The organism is Agrobacterium sp. S7/73 (assembly GCF_019355535.1).
Taxonomy (GTDB): Bacteria; Pseudomonadota; Alphaproteobacteria; order Rhizobiales; family Rhizobiaceae; genus Agrobacterium; species Agrobacterium tumefaciens.
Map to the genome: position 1 here is coordinate 2,861,613 of NZ_CP072136.1, position 19,800 is coordinate 2,881,412.

21 protein-coding genes are annotated in these 19,800 nt (G+C 59.2%); 13 read left to right on the plus strand and 8 right to left on the minus strand.

Annotation, left to right across the window (positions count from 1 at the left end; translation table 11 throughout):
- Window positions 1-99 precede the first annotated feature (99 nt).
- The 13 genes from J5276_RS14230 (at window position 100) to J5276_RS14290 (ending at window position 12,061) form a co-directional block, all read left to right on the plus strand.
- Window positions 100-1,002, plus strand: coding sequence for an alpha-D-ribose 1-methylphosphonate 5-phosphate C-P-lyase PhnJ (locus J5276_RS14230; RefSeq protein ID WP_003514490.1), 903 nt, complete (start codon window positions 100-102; stop codon window positions 1,000-1,002).
- Window positions 999-1,775, plus strand: coding sequence for a phosphonate C-P lyase system protein PhnK (gene phnK, locus J5276_RS14235; protein ID WP_003514488.1), 777 nt, complete (start codon window positions 999-1,001; stop codon window positions 1,773-1,775). The genes J5276_RS14230 and phnK overlap by 4 nt, the downstream gene beginning before the upstream one ends.
- 4 nt (window positions 1,776-1,779) lie before the next feature.
- Window positions 1,780-2,487, plus strand: coding sequence for a phosphonate C-P lyase system protein PhnL (gene phnL / locus J5276_RS14240; RefSeq protein WP_111782898.1), 708 nt, complete (start codon window positions 1,780-1,782; stop codon window positions 2,485-2,487).
- Window positions 2,484-3,101 (plus strand): DapH/DapD/GlmU-related protein, encoded by a 618-nt coding sequence (locus tag J5276_RS14245; protein ID WP_112154828.1) that lies wholly within the window; start codon window positions 2,484-2,486, stop codon window positions 3,099-3,101. Before phnL ends, J5276_RS14245 begins: the two co-directional genes overlap by 4 nt.
- A gap of 237 nt (window positions 3,102-3,338) precedes the next feature.
- Window positions 3,339-4,199, plus strand: a complete 861-nt coding sequence (gene phnC / locus J5276_RS14250; protein ID WP_003514481.1) for a phosphonate ABC transporter ATP-binding protein — start codon at window positions 3,339-3,341, stop codon at window positions 4,197-4,199.
- A gap of 85 nt (window positions 4,200-4,284) precedes the next feature.
- The gene (gene phnD / locus J5276_RS14255; RefSeq protein WP_003514479.1) at window positions 4,285-5,190 is read left to right on the plus strand and encodes a phosphonate ABC transporter substrate-binding protein; all 906 of its coding nucleotides are present in this window, start codon (window positions 4,285-4,287) and stop codon (window positions 5,188-5,190) included.
- A 69-nt stretch (window positions 5,191-5,259) separates the two neighbouring features.
- Window positions 5,260-6,246 (plus strand): phosphonate ABC transporter, permease protein PhnE, encoded by a 987-nt coding sequence (gene phnE, locus J5276_RS14260; protein WP_013635271.1) that lies wholly within the window; start codon window positions 5,260-5,262, stop codon window positions 6,244-6,246.
- Window positions 6,246-7,595: a phosphonate ABC transporter, permease protein PhnE gene (gene phnE, locus J5276_RS14265; protein ID WP_025592096.1), complete on the plus strand. Its 1,350-nt coding sequence runs from the start codon at window positions 6,246-6,248 to the stop codon at window positions 7,593-7,595. Before phnE (J5276_RS14260) ends, phnE (J5276_RS14265) begins: the two co-directional genes overlap by 1 nt.
- Window positions 7,596-7,870: 275 nt before the next feature.
- Entirely contained in the window at window positions 7,871-8,560 is a 690-nt protein-coding gene (locus J5276_RS14270) for a DUF1045 domain-containing protein (protein WP_111782953.1), read from the plus strand.
- A complete protein-coding gene (locus tag J5276_RS14275) occupies window positions 8,557-9,693 on the plus strand; it encodes an alpha-D-ribose 1-methylphosphonate 5-triphosphate diphosphatase (protein WP_003514474.1) in 1,137 nt (378 codons plus the stop codon). Before J5276_RS14270 ends, J5276_RS14275 begins: the two co-directional genes overlap by 4 nt.
- Window positions 9,690-10,304, plus strand: coding sequence for a phosphonate metabolism protein/1,5-bisphosphokinase (PRPP-forming) PhnN (gene phnN, locus J5276_RS14280; RefSeq protein WP_162632890.1), 615 nt, complete (start codon window positions 9,690-9,692; stop codon window positions 10,302-10,304). The genes J5276_RS14275 and phnN overlap by 4 nt, the downstream gene beginning before the upstream one ends.
- Window positions 10,305-10,391: 87 nt before the next feature.
- The gene (locus J5276_RS14285; protein ID WP_065659758.1) at window positions 10,392-11,432 is read left to right on the plus strand and encodes an AraC family transcriptional regulator; all 1,041 of its coding nucleotides are present in this window, start codon (window positions 10,392-10,394) and stop codon (window positions 11,430-11,432) included.
- A 383-nt stretch (window positions 11,433-11,815) separates the two neighbouring features.
- Entirely contained in the window at window positions 11,816-12,061 is a 246-nt protein-coding gene (locus tag J5276_RS14290) for a LuxR C-terminal-related transcriptional regulator (protein WP_003514469.1), read from the plus strand.
- A gap of 223 nt (window positions 12,062-12,284) precedes the next feature.
- Here the strand turns inward: J5276_RS14290 and J5276_RS14295 are convergent, their stop codons facing one another.
- From J5276_RS14295 to J5276_RS14330, 8 genes are all read right to left on the minus strand, one after another.
- A complete protein-coding gene (locus J5276_RS14295) occupies window positions 12,285-13,274 on the minus strand; it encodes an Ldh family oxidoreductase (protein ID WP_019564530.1) in 990 nt (329 codons plus the stop codon).
- Between the two features lie 186 nt (window positions 13,275-13,460).
- Window positions 13,461-14,387 (minus strand): TonB family protein, encoded by a 927-nt coding sequence (locus J5276_RS14300; protein ID WP_003514462.1) that lies wholly within the window; start codon window positions 14,385-14,387, stop codon window positions 13,461-13,463.
- Entirely contained in the window at window positions 14,384-14,869 is a 486-nt protein-coding gene (exbD, locus tag J5276_RS14305; protein WP_013635265.1) for a TonB system transport protein ExbD, read from the minus strand. The genes J5276_RS14300 and exbD overlap by 4 nt, the downstream gene beginning before the upstream one ends.
- Window positions 14,870-14,875: 6 nt before the next feature.
- Window positions 14,876-16,036 carry a tonB-system energizer ExbB gene (gene exbB, locus J5276_RS14310; RefSeq protein WP_065703610.1) on the minus strand — a complete coding sequence of 387 codons (1,161 nt, stop codon included), beginning with the start codon at window positions 16,034-16,036 and terminating at the stop codon, window positions 14,876-14,878.
- Between the two features lie 192 nt (window positions 16,037-16,228).
- Entirely contained in the window at window positions 16,229-16,966 is a 738-nt protein-coding gene (hutC, locus tag J5276_RS14315) for a histidine utilization repressor (protein WP_080799834.1), read from the minus strand.
- Between the two features lie 35 nt (window positions 16,967-17,001).
- The gene (locus J5276_RS14320) at window positions 17,002-17,787 is read right to left on the minus strand and encodes an ABC transporter ATP-binding protein (protein ID WP_013635262.1); all 786 of its coding nucleotides are present in this window, start codon (window positions 17,785-17,787) and stop codon (window positions 17,002-17,004) included.
- A complete protein-coding gene (locus tag J5276_RS14325; RefSeq protein ID WP_003514452.1) occupies window positions 17,787-18,560 on the minus strand; it encodes an ABC transporter permease in 774 nt (257 codons plus the stop codon). The genes J5276_RS14320 and J5276_RS14325 overlap by 1 nt, the downstream gene beginning before the upstream one ends.
- Window positions 18,561-18,701: 141 nt before the next feature.
- Window positions 18,702-19,643 (minus strand): ABC transporter substrate-binding protein, encoded by a 942-nt coding sequence (locus J5276_RS14330; RefSeq protein ID WP_209159311.1) that lies wholly within the window; start codon window positions 19,641-19,643, stop codon window positions 18,702-18,704.
- Window positions 19,644-19,800: the final 157 nt, after the last annotated feature.

Sequence of the window (19,800 nt, forward strand, 5' to 3'; positions counted from 1 at the left end):
GCAAAAGACGGTCAATGCTGCAAAAGCGGCAAAGAACACGGCTGCAAGAATTCCAATCTCCATGAGCTTGTACTCCTTTTTTCGCAAGGTTAACGCGCAATGCTTAAAGAAGTTTCATTCGACGACGGGCTGGCTGCCTACAACTTCGCCTATCTGGACGAACAGACCAAGCGGATGATCCGCCGGGCGATCCTGAAGGCAATTGCCATTCCCGGTTATCAGGTTCCCTTCGCTTCCCGTGAAATGCCCATGCCTTACGGCTGGGGCACCGGCGGCGTGCAGGTGACCGCCGCCATCCTCGGTCCAGACGATGTCCTGAAGGTTATCGACCAGGGCGCCGACGACACCACCAACGCCGTTTCCATCCGCGCCTTCTTCCAGAAGGTCGCTGATGTCGCCGTCACCACCCGCACCAAGGATGCAACCATCATCCAGACGCGGCACCGCATTCCCGAAGAAGAACTGCATTCGGGGCAGGTGCTTGTCTATCAGGTTCCCATTCCTGAACCCTTGCGGTTCCTCGAGCCGCGTGAGACCGAAACCCGCGTCATGCATGCGCTGGAGGAATACGGCCTGATGCACGTCAAGCTTTATGAGGACATCGCCCGCAACGGCCGTATCTCCACCACCTATGCCTATCCGGTGAAGGTTGCGGGGCGCTATGTGATGGACCCCTCGCCAACCCCGAAGTTCGACAATCCGAAAATGCACCTGTCGGACGCCCTGCAATTGTTCGGGGCCGGGCGCGAAAAGCGCATCTATGCCGTGCCACCCTACACGGATGTCGTCAGCCTGGATTTCGAGGACCATCCGTTTGAAATCCAGAGCTTCGACAAGCCCTGCGCGCTGTGCGGCGGGGAGAATGTCTATCTGGACGAGGTGGTGCTGGACGACAAGGGCGGGCGGATGTTCGTCTGCTCCGACACCGACCATTGCGAAGACCGCCGCGCCCATGGCCACAAGGGCCATTTGCTGGCGGATGTGAAGGAGGCCGCAGAATGAGCGACGCACCGCTTCTGAAAGTCAGGGACGTTTCGAAATATTACGGCGACCGCGCCGGTTGCCGCAACGTCTCCTTCGAGCTTTATCCGGGCGAAGTTCTGGCAATCGTCGGTGAATCCGGCTCCGGCAAGACCACGCTTCTCAACTGCATTTCCACACGGCTCGTGCCGACGGCTGGCAGCGTGGAATATCGCATGCGCGATGGCTCGGTGCGAGACCTCTATCATATGGGCGAGGCCGAACGGCGTTTCCTGATGCGGACAGACTGGGGTTTCGTGCACCAGAACCCAGCGGATGGACTACGCATGGCGGTTTCGGCGGGCGCCAATGTCGGCGAGCGGCTTATGGCTGTCGGTAACCGGCATTACGGCAATATCCGGCAATCAGCCAGCGAGTGGCTGGAGCGGGTGGAAATCGGCACAGACCGCATTGACGACCAGCCACGCGCCTTTTCCGGCGGCATGCGTCAGCGTCTGCAGATTGCCCGCAACCTGGTGACCTCACCGCGCCTCGTCTTTATGGACGAACCGACCGGCGGCCTCGATGTCTCGGTGCAGGCACGCCTGCTCGATCTCGTGCGTGGTCTCGTCAACGATCTCGGCCTCGCCGTTATCGTCGTCACCCATGATCTGGCGGTCGCGCGGCTGCTTTCCCATCGCATGATGGTGATGAAGGGTGGTGACGTCATCGAACACGGTCTGACAGACCGGGTGCTGGATGATCCGCGCGAACCCTACACGCAATTGCTTGTTTCCTCCATTTTGCAGGTTTGACGCCATGCCGACACCCCTCATCGTTTCGGAAGTCTTCAAAAGCTTCACCATGCATCTTCGCGATGGCATCGAACTGCCTGTTGTCCGCGATGTCAGTTTCTCCGTGTCCGGCGGAGAATGTGTCGTGCTCGGCGGCCCGTCCGGCATCGGCAAAAGCTCGATCCTGAAAATGCTCTATGGCAATTATGCCATCGACAGCGGCCAGATCCTCATCCGCCACGAGGATCAGGTCATCGACATGGGCAGCGCCTCGCCGCGCACCATCCTCGAGATTCGCCATCGCACCATCGGGTATGTCAGCCAGTTTCTGCGCACCGTGCCGCGCGTTCCGGCGATCGACGTCGTCGCCGAGCCGCTTTTTGCGCGCAAGGTTGCCGCGGAAGAGGCCCGCAAGCAGGCAGCCGTTCTGCTTTCGAAACTCAACCTGCCGCGGGAACTGTGGTCGCTGCCGCCAGCAACCTTTTCCGGCGGCGAGCAGCAGCGCGTCAACATCGCACGCGGTTTCATCACCGATCACGCGATCCTGCTTCTCGATGAACCGACCGCATCCCTGGATGCCGCCAACCGACGGGTGGTCGTGGAGATGATCGCGGAAAAGAAGCGCAAAGGGACGGCCTTGCTCGGTATTTTCCATGACGAGGAAGTGCGGGAAGCCGTGGCCGATCGCGTTCTGGATGTCTCGCAATTCTCCCCCCGGAAGGCAGCGGCATGAGTGTGAAGGTCGGTCTCGAACCTGTTGTCCACGAAAGTGCCCGCGTCACCAATTCATCGATCGGCCGCTATACCGAAATTTCGGAACGCTGCCGCATCGAGGAAGTGGAGATGGGCGACTATTCCTATGTCATGCAGGACGGTGCGATCTGGTGCGCCACCATCGGCAAATTCGTCAACATCGCCGCATCCGTCCGCATCAACGCGACCAATCATCCGATGTCGCGCGCCACACTTCACCATTTCACCTACCGCGCCCGCAATTATTGGGACGACGCCGATGATGAAAATGACTTCTTCGCCGCCCGCCGCGCCAAGCGCGTGGTGATCGGCCACGATGTCTGGATCGGCCATGGCGCGACCATCCTGCCTGGCGTCACAATCGGAAACGGTGCGGTAATCGGGGCCGGTGCGGTCGTGTCGAAAGACGTTGCGCCCTATACCATCGTCGGCGGCGTACCCGCCCGGCTGATCAGGAACCGCTTCCCGGCGGACCTTGGCCAGCGCATGGACGATCTCAAATGGTGGGACTGGGACCACGCAAAGCTGCGCGGCGCACTGGACGATTTCCGCACCCTCGCCGCCGAGGATTTCGTGGCGAAATACGCCGGGTAAAATCGCCCCACACCGAAGAAACTGCAGATTCCGGGGTCATGCTCCGGGGTCTCCCTAACCATGTCTGCGAGACAAAGCGCGGGCTTCAAGCCCTTGGCACGACTACTAAAAGGTTCGCAGGCGACCACGCGCACGCCTTATCTGCGCATTCTGTAATATTTTCTTCATCAAACTGACATTCACGCTTCACGCACCGCTGTTAGGTCGAACCCCATCAGAAGAAGATTGGACGGGGAAATGAGCTTTCACCTGAAGCAAGTCACGCGCCGTTTCGGCAACCACACTGCGGTCGATTCCGTGAATGTGGAAATTCCGCAAGGCCAGATGGTTGGCGTGATTGGACGTTCTGGCGCAGGAAAGTCAACGCTGCTGCGCATGATCAACCGCCTCGTCGATCCCTCCTCGGGTTCCATTCATTTCAACGACACGGAAGTCTCTTCGCTGAAGGGTGCCGCCCTGCGCAACTGGCAGCGCGACTGCGCGATGATCTTCCAGCAGTTCAATCTGGTGCCGCGTCTCGACGTGCTCACCAATGTCATGCTCGGCCGCCTGAACCACCGTTCGACCGTGCTCAGCCTGTTCAACATTTTCACGGATGAAGAGCGCCTGATGGCGATTGCCGCCCTCGAGCGGCTCGGCATCGAGCACGTGGCCATGCAGGCGGCGGGCACGCTTTCCGGCGGCCAGCAGCAGCGCGTCGCTATCGCCCGGGCACTAATGCAGTCTCCGAAGATGGTTCTCGCCGACGAGCCGATCGCCTCTCTCGATCCCCTGAACGCCAAGATCGTCATGGACGCCCTGCGCGACATCAACGAGCGTGAAGGCATCACCGTCATCACCAATCTGCATACGCTGGATACGGCGCGCAATTATTGCGAACGCATCATCGGCATGTCGCAGGGTCGAGTCGTTTTCGACGGAACACCCGCCGAACTGACGGCGGCGGCGGTCACGGAGATTTACGGCACGGATTCACACGGCGCCGGCATCGACGAGACCATGACCTCGACCAGCATCAATATTCCCGGCGCGCAGCTTGCCGCGCGTCCGGTTCAGCAATCTGCCGGTCCCGAACCGCTGGCTCTCGCCGGGCTCTGAGGAACCGCTCAGCATCGTTTGCGCCCGCGTCAAGGGCCGATACTTCACAACAAACTCCGGCTCGCCGGGAAACAGGAGAAAGTCCATGTTGAAGAAAATCCTTCTTTCGGCAGTCGCCCTTGGCGTTCTGGCCGGTTCGGCCATGGCTCAGGACGTCAAGGTCCTGCGTATCGGCCTCGACGGTTCGGAAAATGAAGCCGACCAGATCCGCAACACGAAGTGCGTTGCCGATGGCCTCAAGGCTGCAACCGGCGTTTCCGAAGTTCAGGTTTTCCCGTCGCCGGACTATAACGGCGTTATCCAGGGCCTGCTCGGCGGCACCATCGACATTGCATCCATGGGCGCTTCTTCCTACGCCAAGATCGCCATTGCCGATCCCAAGGCCGTCGATCCGATCCTGACCTATACCGGCTCTGACGGTTCCAGCGGCTACTACACGATCATGGTTGCCCGCAAGGACAGCGGCATCAAGTCTCTGGCTGACGCCAAGGGCAAGAAGATCGGCTTCGCCGACCCTGACTCCACCTCGGGCTTCCTCGTCCCGAACGTATCGATCCCGAAGGAAACCGGCGTTCCGGTCAAGGAATATTTCTCCGAAACCGGCTTCGGCGGCGGCCATGAGAACCTCGTTCTCGCCGTTCTCGACAAAAAGTTCGACGTCGGCACGACATTCGGTTCGGGCGTCGGCAAGTGGGAAGAAGGCTACTCCGGCGGCAACCTTCACCAGATGGTCAAGAAGGGCAACCTCGACATGGACGATATCGTTCAGGTCTGGAAATCCCCGCTGATCCCGAACGGTCCGCTTCTCGTTGCCAACAAGATCGGTGACAGCATGAAGCAGAAGGTCGAAGACTTCTTCATGGAACTGCCGAAGAAGGATCTCGCCTGCTTCCAGGGTTACACCCAGGGCAAGAACACTGCCTACATCAAGGTCGACCCGGCTTTCTACCAGACGATCATCGACGCCCGTAAGTCCGTTATCGGCGGCTGATCCTCAGATCATATCCGGAAGCGGCGGTGCCTTGCGGCACCGCCGCTTTTGCCAATAAAGGAAAGCGGCATGGCGACCACACTGCAACATGGTACCCTCACGCCCGAGGGATTGAGCGCATCGTCCCGAACGGTGATGCGTCATTATCAACAGCAGCTTAGGACACGGCGGATTTATACCGTTATGTCGCTCGTTATCTTCCTCATCGTCCTTGCCGCCTCACTGAATTTCGCCAATGAGGCCAATTCGGGCAAGTTCTTCGAGCGCCTGCCATATTTTTTCGACTTCATGAAAACATTCGTGCCGGATAGCCCGCTCGAGGTCTTCCGGGCGATGTTCGACCTGCCGTCGCCCTATGACAACGGTTCGCTGAAATACAACTATGTCGCGGATCGCGTTTACATCACCAACGGTTTCTACATACCGCATTTCATCTATCAGCTGATCATCACGCTCAACATCGCGCTGGTCTCGACGATAATAGGCACGACCTTCGCATTTGTGCTGTGCTTCTTTGCCTCCACCAACCTTATCGGTGCCGGCCTCGTGCGCTGGGTTGTACGCCGGGTAATGGAGATCCTGCGCGCTTTTCCGGAGATCGTCGTCGCGGGATTGCTGACTGCCATCTTATCGATCGGGCCGATCGCGGCGATCATCGCGATTTCCGTGCACACCATCGGGGCTCTGGGGAAGCTATTCTTCGAAGTCGTGGAAAATGCCGACATGAAGGCGGATGAAGGCCTGCGTGCCGCGGGTGCCAACTGGCTGGAGCGGGTTCGCTTTGCCATCGTGCCGCAGGTCCTGCCCAATTTCGTGTCCTATGCATTGCTGCGTGCCGAAATCAACGTACGCGCCTCGACCATCATCGGCGCCGTTGGTGGTGGCGGCATTGGCGAGGTCTTCCGGCTGTCGATCGGTAACGATCACGCTTCCAAGACCTATGCCATCATCATCCTGCTGCTGATCACCATCATCGCCGTAGACCAGTTTTCAAGCTGGTTGCGCCGCAGGCTGATCGGCCATCAATCCTTCGAATTCGGACGGGGAGCGGCCTGATGTCGTCCAGCTTCATTCTCAATACCGCAGACCGCGAGAGGCTGACGGCCGCACATCCCGCAATTTTCAATCGCGGCTTCATGCAGCGATACGGCTTGCTGACCGGTATTGTCGCCGTCCTCGTCTATCTCACCGCCTGCTTTTTCTTCTTCAATGTCGGCCCCGCTTTCATGCAGGGTCGATGGGATCGCGCTTCGAGCTACATTCAGGACTGGTATTCCTGGCGGGCCCAGCCACGCCTTCGTTTCGAAGACGGCAAGGTGAACCCGCAGTGGTCAAGCCGGATGCAATATCCCGCCGATGCGCCGATCGACTGGCTGCAACCCTTGCCGGATGGCGGCTACAGCGTCGTTTACGCGGGCACGCAAAACCGTCTCGACGTAACGCCGACCCGGGTGGACGTCTATGTGGACGGCAAGAACTATCCCGTCATCATCAATGGCGACAAGGCTCTGGCGCCTGAGGTCCTGCCGCAAGAGATCACGCAGGACGGCAACAAGGTTCTCGTGCACTACGGTTTTGCCGGACAGGCGGAAATCCGCACCAGCCAGGTTTACGTGCAGCGGCGGTTCCTCGGGTGGGCGAACTTCCTGTTCGATACCAAATCGGAATTCTGGGGCAAGGGCTACGGCGACCTTGCCGCACTGGCGCTGTGGGGGGAAAGGCTCGATCCCACGCGCTCAAACATCAGCCACATGGTCGATGATTTCCTCGACAATGGTGTCTGGCAGCACGCCGATATTCTTTCCAAGCTGATGCAGACGCTGGTGATGGCCTTTGTGGGTACGCTGTTCGGCACGCTCGTTGCCCTGCCGCTCGCTTTTCTCGCCGCACGCAATATCACCGCCAACAGGGCCGCCAACTGGGGCATGAAGCGTCTGTTCGACTTCCTGCGCTCGATCGACATGCTGATCTGGGCGCTGTTTTTCACCCGCAGCTTCGGTCCGGGGCCGATCCCCGGGATTGCCGCGATCTTCTTCACCGATACCGGTGCGCTCGGCAAGGTCTATGCCGAGGCGCTGGAGAATGTTGACGACAAGCAGCGCGAGGGCGTCAAATCGGTTGGCGCTTCTCCCATTGCCGTCAATCGTTTCGGCGTGCTTCCGCAGGTCCTGCCGGTCTTCATTTCCCAGTCGCTTTATTTCTGGGAAAGCAACACCCGTTCCGCCACGATCATCGGTGCGGTTGGCGCTGGCGGCATCGGTTTGAAACTGCTGGAAGCGATGGGTACCAATGCCGACTGGGACAAGGTCGCTTATATGGTGCTGCTCATTCTCTTCGTGGTTTTCCTGTTCGACCACATCTCGAATTCCCTGCGATCGCGCCTGATCGGGAAAACCCAGCATTAATTCATAAAGCGGGAGCGGGGTTTGGTTATCCCGCTTCCCGAGACGTGCGCAAAACCGGAACCTCTTTGCAAAGTCAGATACATCCCCTCAATGCGCCAGCATCCGTCTTGCGGACATTCGAGAGACACGCGGCGTTTCAAGCGCTTTTTTTCCTGGGGCATCATCATTCTGTCACGGAAAGCGATTACCTCGCACTCCTGACCTTGCGGGAAGCGGGCGAGTCACGCCAAATAGCTTTTCATCCAGGTTTTCCATGACACCGAAGAGTGCTTGCCGTGCGCTACGCCATCTATTTTTCTCCGGCTAAAGATCATCCACTGACTGAAGCGGCGTCGCGCTGGCTGGGACGCAATGCGTTTTCCGGCGCGCAACATGATGACCATGCCGCTTATGCGGAGATGACGGAGGAGCCGCGCCGTTACGGTTTCCACGCGACGCTGAAAGCCCCCTTCGAGCTTTCCGAAAAATACAGCGAAGCGGAACTCGTCGCCGCCCTCGAACAGTTTGCGGCCAGCCAGTCCGTCTTCGATATTCCGCGTGTTGTCATCGGCGCACTCGGGCCGTTTTTCGCGCTCGTTCCGGATCGCACCTACCAGCCGCTGCAGGATTTTGCCGCTGAGATCGTCGACCATTTCGACCGGTTTCGCGCGCCCTTGTCCGAGACCGACATTGCCCGCCGGCGCCCGCAAAACCTGACCGAAAGCCAGCGGCAAAATCTTTCGCTCTGGGGTTATCCGCATGTCATGGACGACTTCCGCTTTCATATGACGCTGACGGGCCGCATCGACGAAAGCGACGCGCCCGCTATCGAGGGTGTGCTTTCGACAAAGTTTTCCGAGTTCGTCGACCGGCCTCTCACCATTTCCGGCCTCGCTTTGTTCGTTGAGGAAACGCGCGGCGCACCATTTACCGTTCATCGCTGGCACCCGCTTGGCCAGCCGCCAAAGAAAGATGCTGACCCATGACCGAGCATGCCCTTTCCAACGCCCGTATCGTTCTGGAAGACGATATTATTCTGGGATCCGTTCTGATCCGTGACGGCAAGATCGCCGATATCAGCGAAGGCGCCTCCAAAACCGGTGAGGATCTTGAAGGCGATTTCCTCATCCCGGGTCTGGTGGAACTGCACACCGACCATCTGGAACAGCACTATTCGCCGCGTCCCGGGGTTATCTGGGATAAGATCGCCGCCATTCAGGCTCACGATGCGCAGGTCGCGTCATCAGGCATTACCACTGTTTTCGACTGCCTGCGGCTGGGCTCCGACGAAGATGGCGGGTTCAAGAAGGGCGAGATGCGGGAAATGGCGGATGCCATTGAAACCGCTGCCGATCAGAACCGCCTGCGGGCAGATCACCTGCTGCACCTGCGCTGTGAAGTCGCCTCCGCCGATGTGCTCGAGCATTTCGAAGATTTTGAGACCGATCCGCGTGTACGGCTGATTTCGATGATGGATCACTCCCCGGGACAGCGCCAGTTCCAGTCGATGGACCAATATATCTTCTATTACCAGAAGAAGCGCGGACTGAGCGACGAGGCTTTCGCCGAGTTCGTCAGACGCCGGCAGACGGCATCGGCGGAGTTTTCTGCCAAGCACCGGGATTACCTGGCGGCCCGCTGCGCCGAGCGCGGCATAACCGTTGCAAGCCATGACGACGCTACAGAAGCGCATGTGGGCGAAGCGATCGGGCACGGCGTGAAACTCGCGGAGTTCCCCACCAGCGTCGAGGCGGCTAAGGCTTCGCACAGCGCCGGCATGAGCGTGCTGATGGGCGCACCGAACATCGTTCGCGGCAAGTCCCATTCCGGCAACATCGCCGCGCGTGATCTTGCCGAACTTGGCGTGCTGGATGTTCTCTCTTCCGACTATGTGCCGTTCAGCCTGCTTTACGCACCGTTCCTGCTCGCCGACCAGGTGGAAGCCATCACTCTGCCGGAAGCGTTGCGCATGGTTACCTCCACGCCGGCACGAACGGTGGGCCTTCGCGATCGCGGCAGCATCGCAACGGGATTGCGGGCCGATCTGGTCCGAGTTCACCGTGAGGACGGCGTTCCCGTCGCCCGCTCGGTCTGGCGTCAGGGCAAACGTGTGGCATGACCGGCAACGGACAGGATAGCCGGCTTGACGGCCAGACACTGGGTACGGTGCCCGGAACCATGATCGTAATTGTCGGCCCGAGTGGGGCCGGCAAGGACACGCTGATGGATTATGCGGCAGCGCAGCTGTCCGGGCGGCCGGGCTTCCATTTCACCCGCCGGGTCATTACCCGCAGCGGCGATGCCGGCGGCGAAAATCACGATGCGGTTTCCATGCACGAGTTCAACCGGCTGGAAGAGGAAGGTGCTTTTGCCGTTTCCTGGCAGGCGCATGGGCTGAAATATGGCATTCCGGCCGCCGTCTATCGTCATCTTAATGCGGGAGACGTGGTCATCGCCAACGGCTCCCGCTCGGCCCTGCCCCAGTTCGGCACCGCCTTTGCGCGCCTCAAGGTCGTGAACATCGTTGCACGGCCGGACGTGCTGGCGAAGCGGCTGGAGCAGCGCGGGCGGGAAAGCCGGGAGGATATTCTCCGGCGGCTGGAACGCAGTTCGCTCACGGTCGTCGGAGATTTTGATGTGACGACCGTGGACAATAGCGGTTCCATGGAAGATGCGGGCAAAACCATCATGCAGGTGCTGGAGCAGAGCGCCTGCCGTCGCCACATTTAAACTCCATAGGCCGAACTGCTCGACAAATGGCTTCCCAACGCTTACCATCAGGCGACAATTTCCAAACATGGTACGCCAAGGCGAGGGATGCCTGAAAAGAGGGTCAGCGACGAGATAACAGTGGTGGCCGGTCTGGCCGCCGGCGTCGCCAATTATGCACGGTCGCGGGGCATCGATATTGCCCCCATCTGCAAGGCTCTCGATATCGATCCCGCCACTTTCGGCAGCGTGACGGAGCGCATCAGCCTCGACCGATTTTGCCGCCTGCTCGAGACATGTGCGTTGATTTCCGGCGACGACGCCTTTGGTTTGCAATGCGCGTCCACCTTTCCCGCCGGCGCATCCGGCGCATTCGGATATGGCCTGATCAGCGCGCCGACAGTGCGGGCTTTCCTGCGTTTTCTTCAGGATCACGTTTATTACGCGACCAATAACAGCAATTTCACCATGGTCACGGATGCCGCGCACGTAACCCTGTCGTGGTCCTTTGCGCCTGTCATCGCCAAACGCGATCAATATGTGGATTTGTCGCTGACAGCTCTGATCCAGCGCCTTCGCGATATTCTGGGGGAGCGCGTCAACCTGATCGAGATCGGTCTGGAACGGCCGAAACCGGTTAATATTCAGCTATTTAAAGAAAGAATGACCAAGCGCGTCAGCTTTTCGCAACCCATCCATACCATGCGTCTTCCCACATCACTTCTGGACGTGGTCAACCCAAATGCAGATGAGCGGCTGTTCGAGCTGATGAACTTGCAATGCCGGATGCTGCGGCCGGAGACATCGGCAGACGCCACGCATTTCATCGATCAGGTGAAGCGTTACATGCAGGTGCGGCTGTCGGATGCCGAGCTTTCGCTGAGCGAGATCGCCCCCTATTTCAACCTGTCGGAACGCAGTTTTCAAAGACGGCTTGCCGAGCTTGGGACTAATCTCAACGAGATAAAGGACGCCATTCGCAAGAATGCCGGCTTCAAGCTCCTCGTGGAAAGCGATCTTCCGGTTTCCGATATCAGCTACAGGCTCGGCTATTCTACGCCGGGTGCGTTTTCGCGTTCCGTTTCCCGCTGGTTCGGGGCAACGCCCACGGATATTCGCAAGAAACACGCGCATCATTCCGCCGTATAGGACGCATTCCCAGCATCAATATTCCATATATCCAAAATAAAATTGGGAAATATGTCGGCGTTCATTGGATTATGTATCGAAACATAACAATAAAAACGCAAAACTTGGCGTGAGATGTTATTCTCTTGAGATGGCAGACCGCCTAATAGAACGCCGCAATATGCCTTCGGGCATGACGGAAAACATTCCAAAGCTTTGAATTTTACATTGTTCTGGACAAGAACCGATTTCAGGTTTTTGGGAAGGACGATGCAGTCATTCTTTCATCGCCGAGGATATGCCCATGCCGGGACCGGCTGGCTGCGAGATCAGCTGCTTACTGCCTGGTTCCTGAGGCCACATCCGGCTTTGGGAAGGTCAATCTCTTTTGAGGCTGAAAGACTATGTCGTCAAAAACGCAGCATGAACGTCATCAGGCGCGTGAAATCGTCCTTTCGGATCGTGAGCGGCAATATCTGGGGCTCGTTGCGCGAGGCCGACATCCTTCTCACATTGCCTTGATAACGGGAGCGGACGAAGCGGATGTTAAAGATACTCTGGAACGGGTCCGCCTAAGGCTAGGTGCGGCCAATCTGCTGAATGCCGTCAGCATCGCCCTGCTGCGTGGACTGATCGAACAGGATATTTAGAGCTTCCCTCTCGCTCCAAAAGCTTACGCGAAATCGTCCCCTTCCCGTAAGCCAAAACCGGATGTGTTGCTTTCTGCGCCAAAAACCCACCATTTCGATGGCGGGACGGCGGACCAAAAGGCGGGTCGGAAATGATTTCCGGCCTATCGGCGCAACTGCAAGGCAGCCATACACGGTTTACCCGGCGGACTTTCCGGTCCGCCGGGTTTTCATTTTCAGTTCCTCACAGCGACTGAATCTCGGCAAGAATATCGCTTTCGACGATGATACCGCTTTCCAGCGCCTGCCTTCGAATGCCCTGGCTTCGCCGACCGGGCAAACGCACGTTTTCCTGCTTCTCTATCTCTCCGGCGATAAGCGCCAGTCGCTCGGTAAAGGCCGCACCGCCCGACGATACGGGGTCTATGGCGATGATCGTGTGGCCGAGAGAGGGTGGCGCACCCTTGTCGTCCAGAAGGGAAGAGGCCTCGAAGGCGAAGCTTCCACCGGTGAGCGCGGCGGCCATGATCTCCACCATCAGCGCCAGGGCAGCACCCTTGGCCTCGCCCGCAGGCACCATCGTTCCGGCTAGGGCTTCTTCGGGATCGGTCGTGGGCCGGCCATTCGTATCAAGCGCCCAGTCGCCCGGAATGGTTTCGCCCTTCTGGCGGGCCGCCATGATCTTTCCGCGCGCAACCTTGGAAAGCGCCAGATCGATCACCAGCGGATCTGCCTCGCCAACAGGGCTGGCGAAAGCAATCGGATTGGTGCCATAGAGCGGTTTGGTGCCACCCCAAGGCGCCATGGATGCAGGCGCATTGGCGAACATCAGCGCCACGAGGCCCATTTCCGCGAAACGCTCGACTGTAAGTGCCATGACGCCTGCATGATGGGAGCGATGGATCGCGGCGAGCGCGATGCCCTGCTGCCGGGCCATGTCCGGCAACTCGTCTACGGCGCAGTCGATCGCGGGATAGGCGTAACCGTTGTTAGCGTCGATTGACAGCACACCCGGTTTGACACGACTTGCCACCGGCCGCGCATTGCCATTGACCTTGCCAACCCGCGCCTGACGGACATAAACGGGGATACGCCGAAAACCGTGGCCGCCCTGGCCTGCAGCCTCGGATGCCACGAGCGCCTTCGCCACGGAGCGGGCGTTTTGCGGCAGAACGCCGTTACGCTCAAAGATAGAGGATACGAGATCCTCCGCCTCTGCGATTGAGAATTTCATTCCGGAATGCCTCTGCGTGTTAAGTCGACAAGACCTACACCATCGAAAACATTCGCGAAATGCAATTCAGGCCCGAATGGATATCTTATCGAGAATAACGGTCGGGCACGCATTCGCCCTTTGGCAGGGCGTCATACCAGGCAAGAGCTTATTCCAGCAGAACCGCGACGTGGCCTTGGAATCGATCTAGCGGATGCTGATCGGCAAGGTGATTGTCTTATTTGCATCCGGTGGCGGCGCGGGCACGGGTGACGCGCTCTGGATCCAGGCCGCAATCTGCTGGTCGATGGAGGAATCACCAGTGGACTGCACCACACTGACACCGCTGATGGCGCCTGTATCGTTAACCCGGAACCGCACGGTCGCTGTCATCGCATCGCTGCGAAGCGAGCGGGGCTTACGCCTCTGGATATGCGAGCGAACCTTCGATCCCCATTTTGCCGGCGAGGCGGAGGATGAAGAGAAGAAACCGGCATTGTTGCGCGATGCCGCCGTCCGGTCGGATTGCTGTGTCTCGGCCTTGGCCGTTTCGCGCAGTTCCGATGCCTGTTGCGGTTTGGGGCGCTGGCGCTCGACCTTCTTCTTGTCGTCCGGTTCTTTCTTCTCCACCTTCTTTTCGACCGGCGGCGGCGGCGGCCGGATGACGGGCAAGGGAACCTCGACATTTTCGAGTTCCGCCATCATCTGTTCCTGCACGGGATCGATCGGCTCCACCGGTTCGGGAATTTCCTGCGGCTCGACGATCTCCTCGACCGGCGGTTCCGGCGGCTGCACGGGTTCCGGCGGCGGCGTTTCCACAACCGGCTCAGGCGGCGGCGGCTCCTCCGGGGTGACTTCCTCTACCGGCTGGCTGTTGTCGCTCTTTACCTCTTCGGCATCTTCAACGTCCTGCGCAGGCGTCGTTTCCTCGGTGTTGACGGCTTCCGGTATGGCTGCCATTTCGATCATGATCGCGGCAGGCGGCGGCCCGCCGGCATCCAGTTCCTCTGGTTCCTGCATCAGGTAATAGGCAAAACCCGCATGAACGCCCAGCATGAGCAGTGCTGCGGCGGACCACAACGCCGCTTCCCCGAGGCGGGAATGTCGGGACTGCGGGTAGCCGTTTTCAGTCATGGCGCGGTTCCTGGCACTGCGGGCGCGGCGGGCGGAACGGCACCGGCTGGCTGCGTTGCCGCAGCGGCATTTTCCAGCCCTACCAGAGCGATTTTCAGATATCCGGCATCGCGAAGCAGGTTCATGATTTCCATGAAGTGGCCATAGTCGACGGCTTTGTCGGCGCGCAGGAAAATTCGCGTATCTTTCTTGCCGCCCGTCTGCCGGTCGATCGCCGCTGCCAGGGCTTCGCGGGCAACCGCATCATTGCCGAGATTGAGCGACAGATCATCCTTGACGGTCAGATAAAGCGGCTCTTCCGGGCGCTCCGCCGGCTTGGCGGTGGATGCGGGCAGATCGACATTCACATCCACGGTCGCCAGCGGTGCGGCAACCATGAAGATGATGAGCAGAACCAGCATCACGTCGATGAAAGGCGTGACATTGATTTCGTGGTTTTCGGAGAGATCGTCTCCGCTATTTTCGCGAATACCGCCAGCCATGACCGATCACCGCCCAACCAACGACACAGCGGGCTTGCTGCTGCCCGGCGGAATGCGGCGGAAATCGAGGTCGCGGCTGACGAGGCGTTCCACGCCGGCTGCGGCATCCGCCAGCAAATGCCGGTATCCCGTGATCGAGCGGGCGAAGACGTTGTAGATCACCACCGCTGGAATAGCAGCAACAAGGCCGATTGCCGTGGCAAGCAGCGCCTCGGCAATGCCGGGTGCCACGACGGCAAGATTGGTGGTCTGCGATTCCGAGATGCTGATGAAGGAATTCATGATGCCCCAGACGGTACCGAACAGACCGACAAAGGGAGCGGTGGAGCCGATGGTCGCCAAGGCGCCCGTTCCGCGCGACATGCGGCGACCGGCGTGGGTTTCAATGCGTGACAGGGCCGAGGATACACGCTCCTTGATGCCGCCGCCGTCGGTGTGTTCGACCACCGCGTCGGAAAGCTGCATTTCGTGAGTTGCCATGCGCAACATCAGCGCTGCCGGCCCGCCCTTCTTTTCGACGGCCTCAGTCGCCTCGTTCAGGGTTTTCGCCCTGCGAATAACCTTGAGCGTCGCACCGGCGCGCACCCGTGCACCGGCCAGCTCGATAGACTTCGCCACCCAGACCGTCCAGGTGACGAGCGATGCGAAAGCGAGACCGATCATCACGCCCTTCACGACCCAGTCCGCCGCCATGAACATGCCCCAGGGAGACAGGTTGTGCGGAATGTCCGCACGATGTCCGGCACTTGCGGGTTCGGCGACTACCGGTTCAACCGGGGTGGAGACCTCGTTCGGCGCTGCCGTACCGTTCGTCGGAGCGGGTTGCTCCGTCTGTGTCGGCTGCGGTGAAACACCTTCGGCTGCCGGCGTGGGATTACTTGCGGCGGGCGCAGGCTGGGCCGGCGCGGGCTGTGTGGGCGCGGCAGCGGAAGGCGGCACAGGCTGGACTGCCGGAGCGCTCGGCGTCTCAGCCGGCGACTGCGCGGGCTGCATCGTTTCCGTTGCCGGTGCAGGTGCTGGTTGGATCTGGGTTTCGGATGCCGACTGAGCAAAAACCGCTCCGGCACTCAAGCCGGCCAGCAAAGTGACCGTCATGGCAAGTGAGATATGCCGTGTTTTGTTTGCTCTGGTGAAGCACGCGGAAGAAGTTGAGGTCTCAGCTGACATAATTTTTATCCCGGATTTCCGTCGATGAACTCATCCGCAGATTGACCGGTTCATTAAAACCGGGGCCATGAACGGATGCCGTCGTGAAAGCTTGACGTTCCGATAATAAACCTGAGTTCTTTTGACAACTATTATATTGCCAAAAGACGACCCGTAAACTCTTCTTTACAAAAAATTGACCACCTGCGGTCTTCAGGTGTTTTGCGAAGGCGAAAACTGCGCCACCAGCGCGTGTCGGTCGCCGGGATAGGTGACCCGAACACTGGTGACATAATCCGCTCCGTGCCAGGTGCGGCGGTGGATGACCAGACACGCCGCACCGGAAGCAATGCCGAGCGCGGTCGCATTTTTGCGATCAGCGGAAACTGCGCTGATGCGATGTTCCGCGGCACTCCAGGGAACCATTTTCAGCAGCCAAGTGCCCGGCCCGATCTGTGAAAAATCCGCTGCCTCAGCCTCCGGAACGGCGGTGACATTGATGATGCGTTCCTCGAGGCAAAAGGGAACGCCGCCGGCAAAATGCGTGCAGGTGAGTTCCAGAACCGGGGCATCCGCGGCAAGCGCCATGGCCGCGCCGTCTTCTTCCCCCGCAGGGCGCAGTCGCCGTCTGTCGAGACGGTAACCGTAAACGAGGCCGAGGGCCTGCACCTCCCGCTCGATATCGTGGATTTCCAGCACGGCCGATTGCGCATGGGGCTGGCGAACGAAAGTGCCAAGACGACGGCGTCTTTCAATCAGGCCACGCTGCACCAGTTCGCCGAGCGCCTTGTTCACCGTCATGCGCGAGCAGGCATATTGCCGGGTCATCTCGTGTTCGTAGGGAATACGGTACCCCGGCGGCCACTCGCCCGACATGATGTGGCGCTCGACATCGTTGCGGATGCGCTCGTGCAGTGATTTTTCCTGAAGATCGGCGCCTATACTCCTCATACCGATGCTTCCTTCCTCCCGGTTCTATGGATCAACTATCCATGGGCAGCGGCGGCAATCGCCTCGCTGCGAATTTCCTCCGTCAACTTGGCGCGTAGCTGCGAAAACTCCGGGCTGGCCTTGACGGTGTAGTGACGCGGATGCGGCAGGTCGACCGGCATGATCGACTTGATGCGCCCCGGCCGCGCTGACATCGTCACAACCCGCGACGCCATGAATACCGCCTCCTCGATGTCATGCGTCACAAAAATGACGGTCTTCTGCTCGCGCTCCCATATGCCGAGCAGCAATTCCTGCATCAGTCCGCGCGTCTGGTTGTCGAGTGCGCCGAAAGGCTCGTCCAGCAGCAGGATTTTCGGGCCGTTTGCCAGAGCGCGAGCGATGGCTGTTCTCTGCTGCATGCCGCCGGACAGCTGTTTCGGCCAATGGTTCTCGAAACCGCGCAGGCCAACCTTGTCGATATAGCTGTCGACGATCTCCCATTTTTCCTTCTCGGCCACACCACGCTCGCGCAGACCGAAGGCGACGTTTTCCCGGATCGTTAGCCACGGAAACAGCGTGTAGGACTGGAACACCATGCCGCGATCCGCCCCCGGCCCTGTCACTGCCCGGCCGGACAAAAGGACTTCACCCGTCGTTGGACGGTCAAGACCGGCGATGATGCGCAGCAAGGTCGACTTTCCGCATCCGGACGGGCCGAGAATGGTGACGAAATCGTTGCGGGAGATTTCCAGATCCGTGGGCTGCAAGGCCAGCGTTGGCTGGCCGCCCTGAACGCCGGGGAAAGTGCGGCTGACGCCCTTGATAACGAGTTCGCTCATCAGGCAAGCCTCCAGGCGAAAAGCTTCCGGTTCAGCGATTTGAACGCGAAGTCAGAAATAAGTCCGATGACACCGATGACGATGATGCCGAAGATGATCTGCCCGGTCGCCATCAGCGCCTGGCTGTTGATTATCATATAGCCGATGCCCGACGACGCGCCGATCAACTCGGCAACAATGACATAGGTCCAGGCCCAGCCGAGGACGAGACGGAGAATTTCCGCAATATCGGGCGCATTGGCGGGAATGAGAACGCGGCGGACCACGCCCCGGTCTTTTGCGCCAAGTGTATAGGCAGCCTCCACCAGATCGCGTCTTGTGCCGGCAACCGCCACGGCAACCATGAGAATGATCTGGAAAACTGCGCCGATGAAGATCACCAGCAGTTTCTGCATCTCGCCGATGCCGGCCCAGAGAATAAGCAGCGGCACGAAGGCGGAAGCCGGAAGATAGCGCGCGAAGGAGACGAAGGGTTCAAGCAGCGCCTCGACCGGCTTGTAAGCGCCCATGGCGATGCCGACCGGTACGGCAACGAGCGAGGCCAGCACGAAGCCGCCGACAACACGCCAGATCGTCATGCCGATATCGCTGGCAAATCCCTGATCGGTCAGCAGATAGATGCCGTCCTTCAGCATGGTGATCGGGTCAGCCAGAAAGGTCGGCGATACGAAGCCGCCGAGCGTGGCAAAGCCCCAGGCGGAGAAAAAAAGCACGAAGAACAGAATGCCGAGAAAAATCCGCGTGCTGTTCTTTATGGGTTGAAGAGGTTGCATTCTGTCGCCTGTCCGGAAAACGGGCGCGGCACTCTATCGCCGCACCATCTAGGCGCCGTGCGTCGTCCGTGACACACAGGCGCTGTAAGGCTTCTCACTGGCTGCAATAATCCCCGAAGGAAAAGCAGCAGTTTGCTTCTGTTACTTGATGAAGGACGTGTCCGCGAGTGTCGAAAGATCGGGTTTCGATTTTATCACGCCGATTTCCAGAAGCAGATCAGCCGATTTTTCGGAGAATGTCTTGAATTCACCGTCGAAGAACTTCTGGTTGGCGGCCTTGTCCTGCCATTCCAGGAATTTCGCCGAAGCTGCGAATGCCTCGCCCGCCTGTTTTACGTCCGCTCCCATGGTCTCATAGGATTTTGCAGGGTCCGTCTTGATGAGCTCGAGCGCCTGGAAATAGCTGTCCGCAAGGGCTTTTGCCGCCTGCGGATTGGCCTTCAAGAAATCCGGCGTGCAGCCGAACGTATCCATGACGGCGGGATAATCCAGCGTCGTCGCAAGGATTTTCCCCTTGTCCGGTGCGGCGCGCACTGTGGACAGATAAGGCTCATAGGTCATGGCGGCTTCATTCTGGCCGGCGACGAATGCCTGCGCGGCCGGTCCCGGCTCAAGGTTGACGACCTTCACGTCCTTCAGGGTCAAGCCGTTTTCCTTCAGTATCCAGGCAAGGAAGAAATAGGGGGATGTGCCCGGTGCAGAAGCGGCAACCGTCTTGCCCTTCAGGTCCGACACCTTTGCAACATCACTGCGCACCGCAATGCCGTCGGCTCCGTGCGACTTGTCCATCTGGAAAATCTGGGTGGACTTCACGCCGTTGGCATTCCACGCGATCCATGTTTCGACCGTGGTGGCGGCGCACTGGATGTCACTGGAAGCAAGCGCCAGATGCCGGCTTGCCTGCGGAATCTTCTTGATATCGACCTTGAGGCCATTCTTTTCGAAAATGCCGGCCTGCTTGGCAAGCGTCAGTGGCGCAAAGCCGGTCCAGCCGGACATGCCTATTGTAACCGATGTTTCGGCATAGGCGGAAGCAGATGAAACAAGCGTCGCGATTGCGGCGATAACCCATGTCTTTTTCATGATCGGAACCCCTTTTGATTTATTTTTGTGCGATATTTTTTTCGCTTTATTTGAGGCATGCTAGGCAGGGATTTTGCATTTGTCTAGACAAAATAGAGGCGCTCAAACGCTTCCAGAAAGATTGCAAACAAGCCGCCCGGCATTCTAGACATAGGAT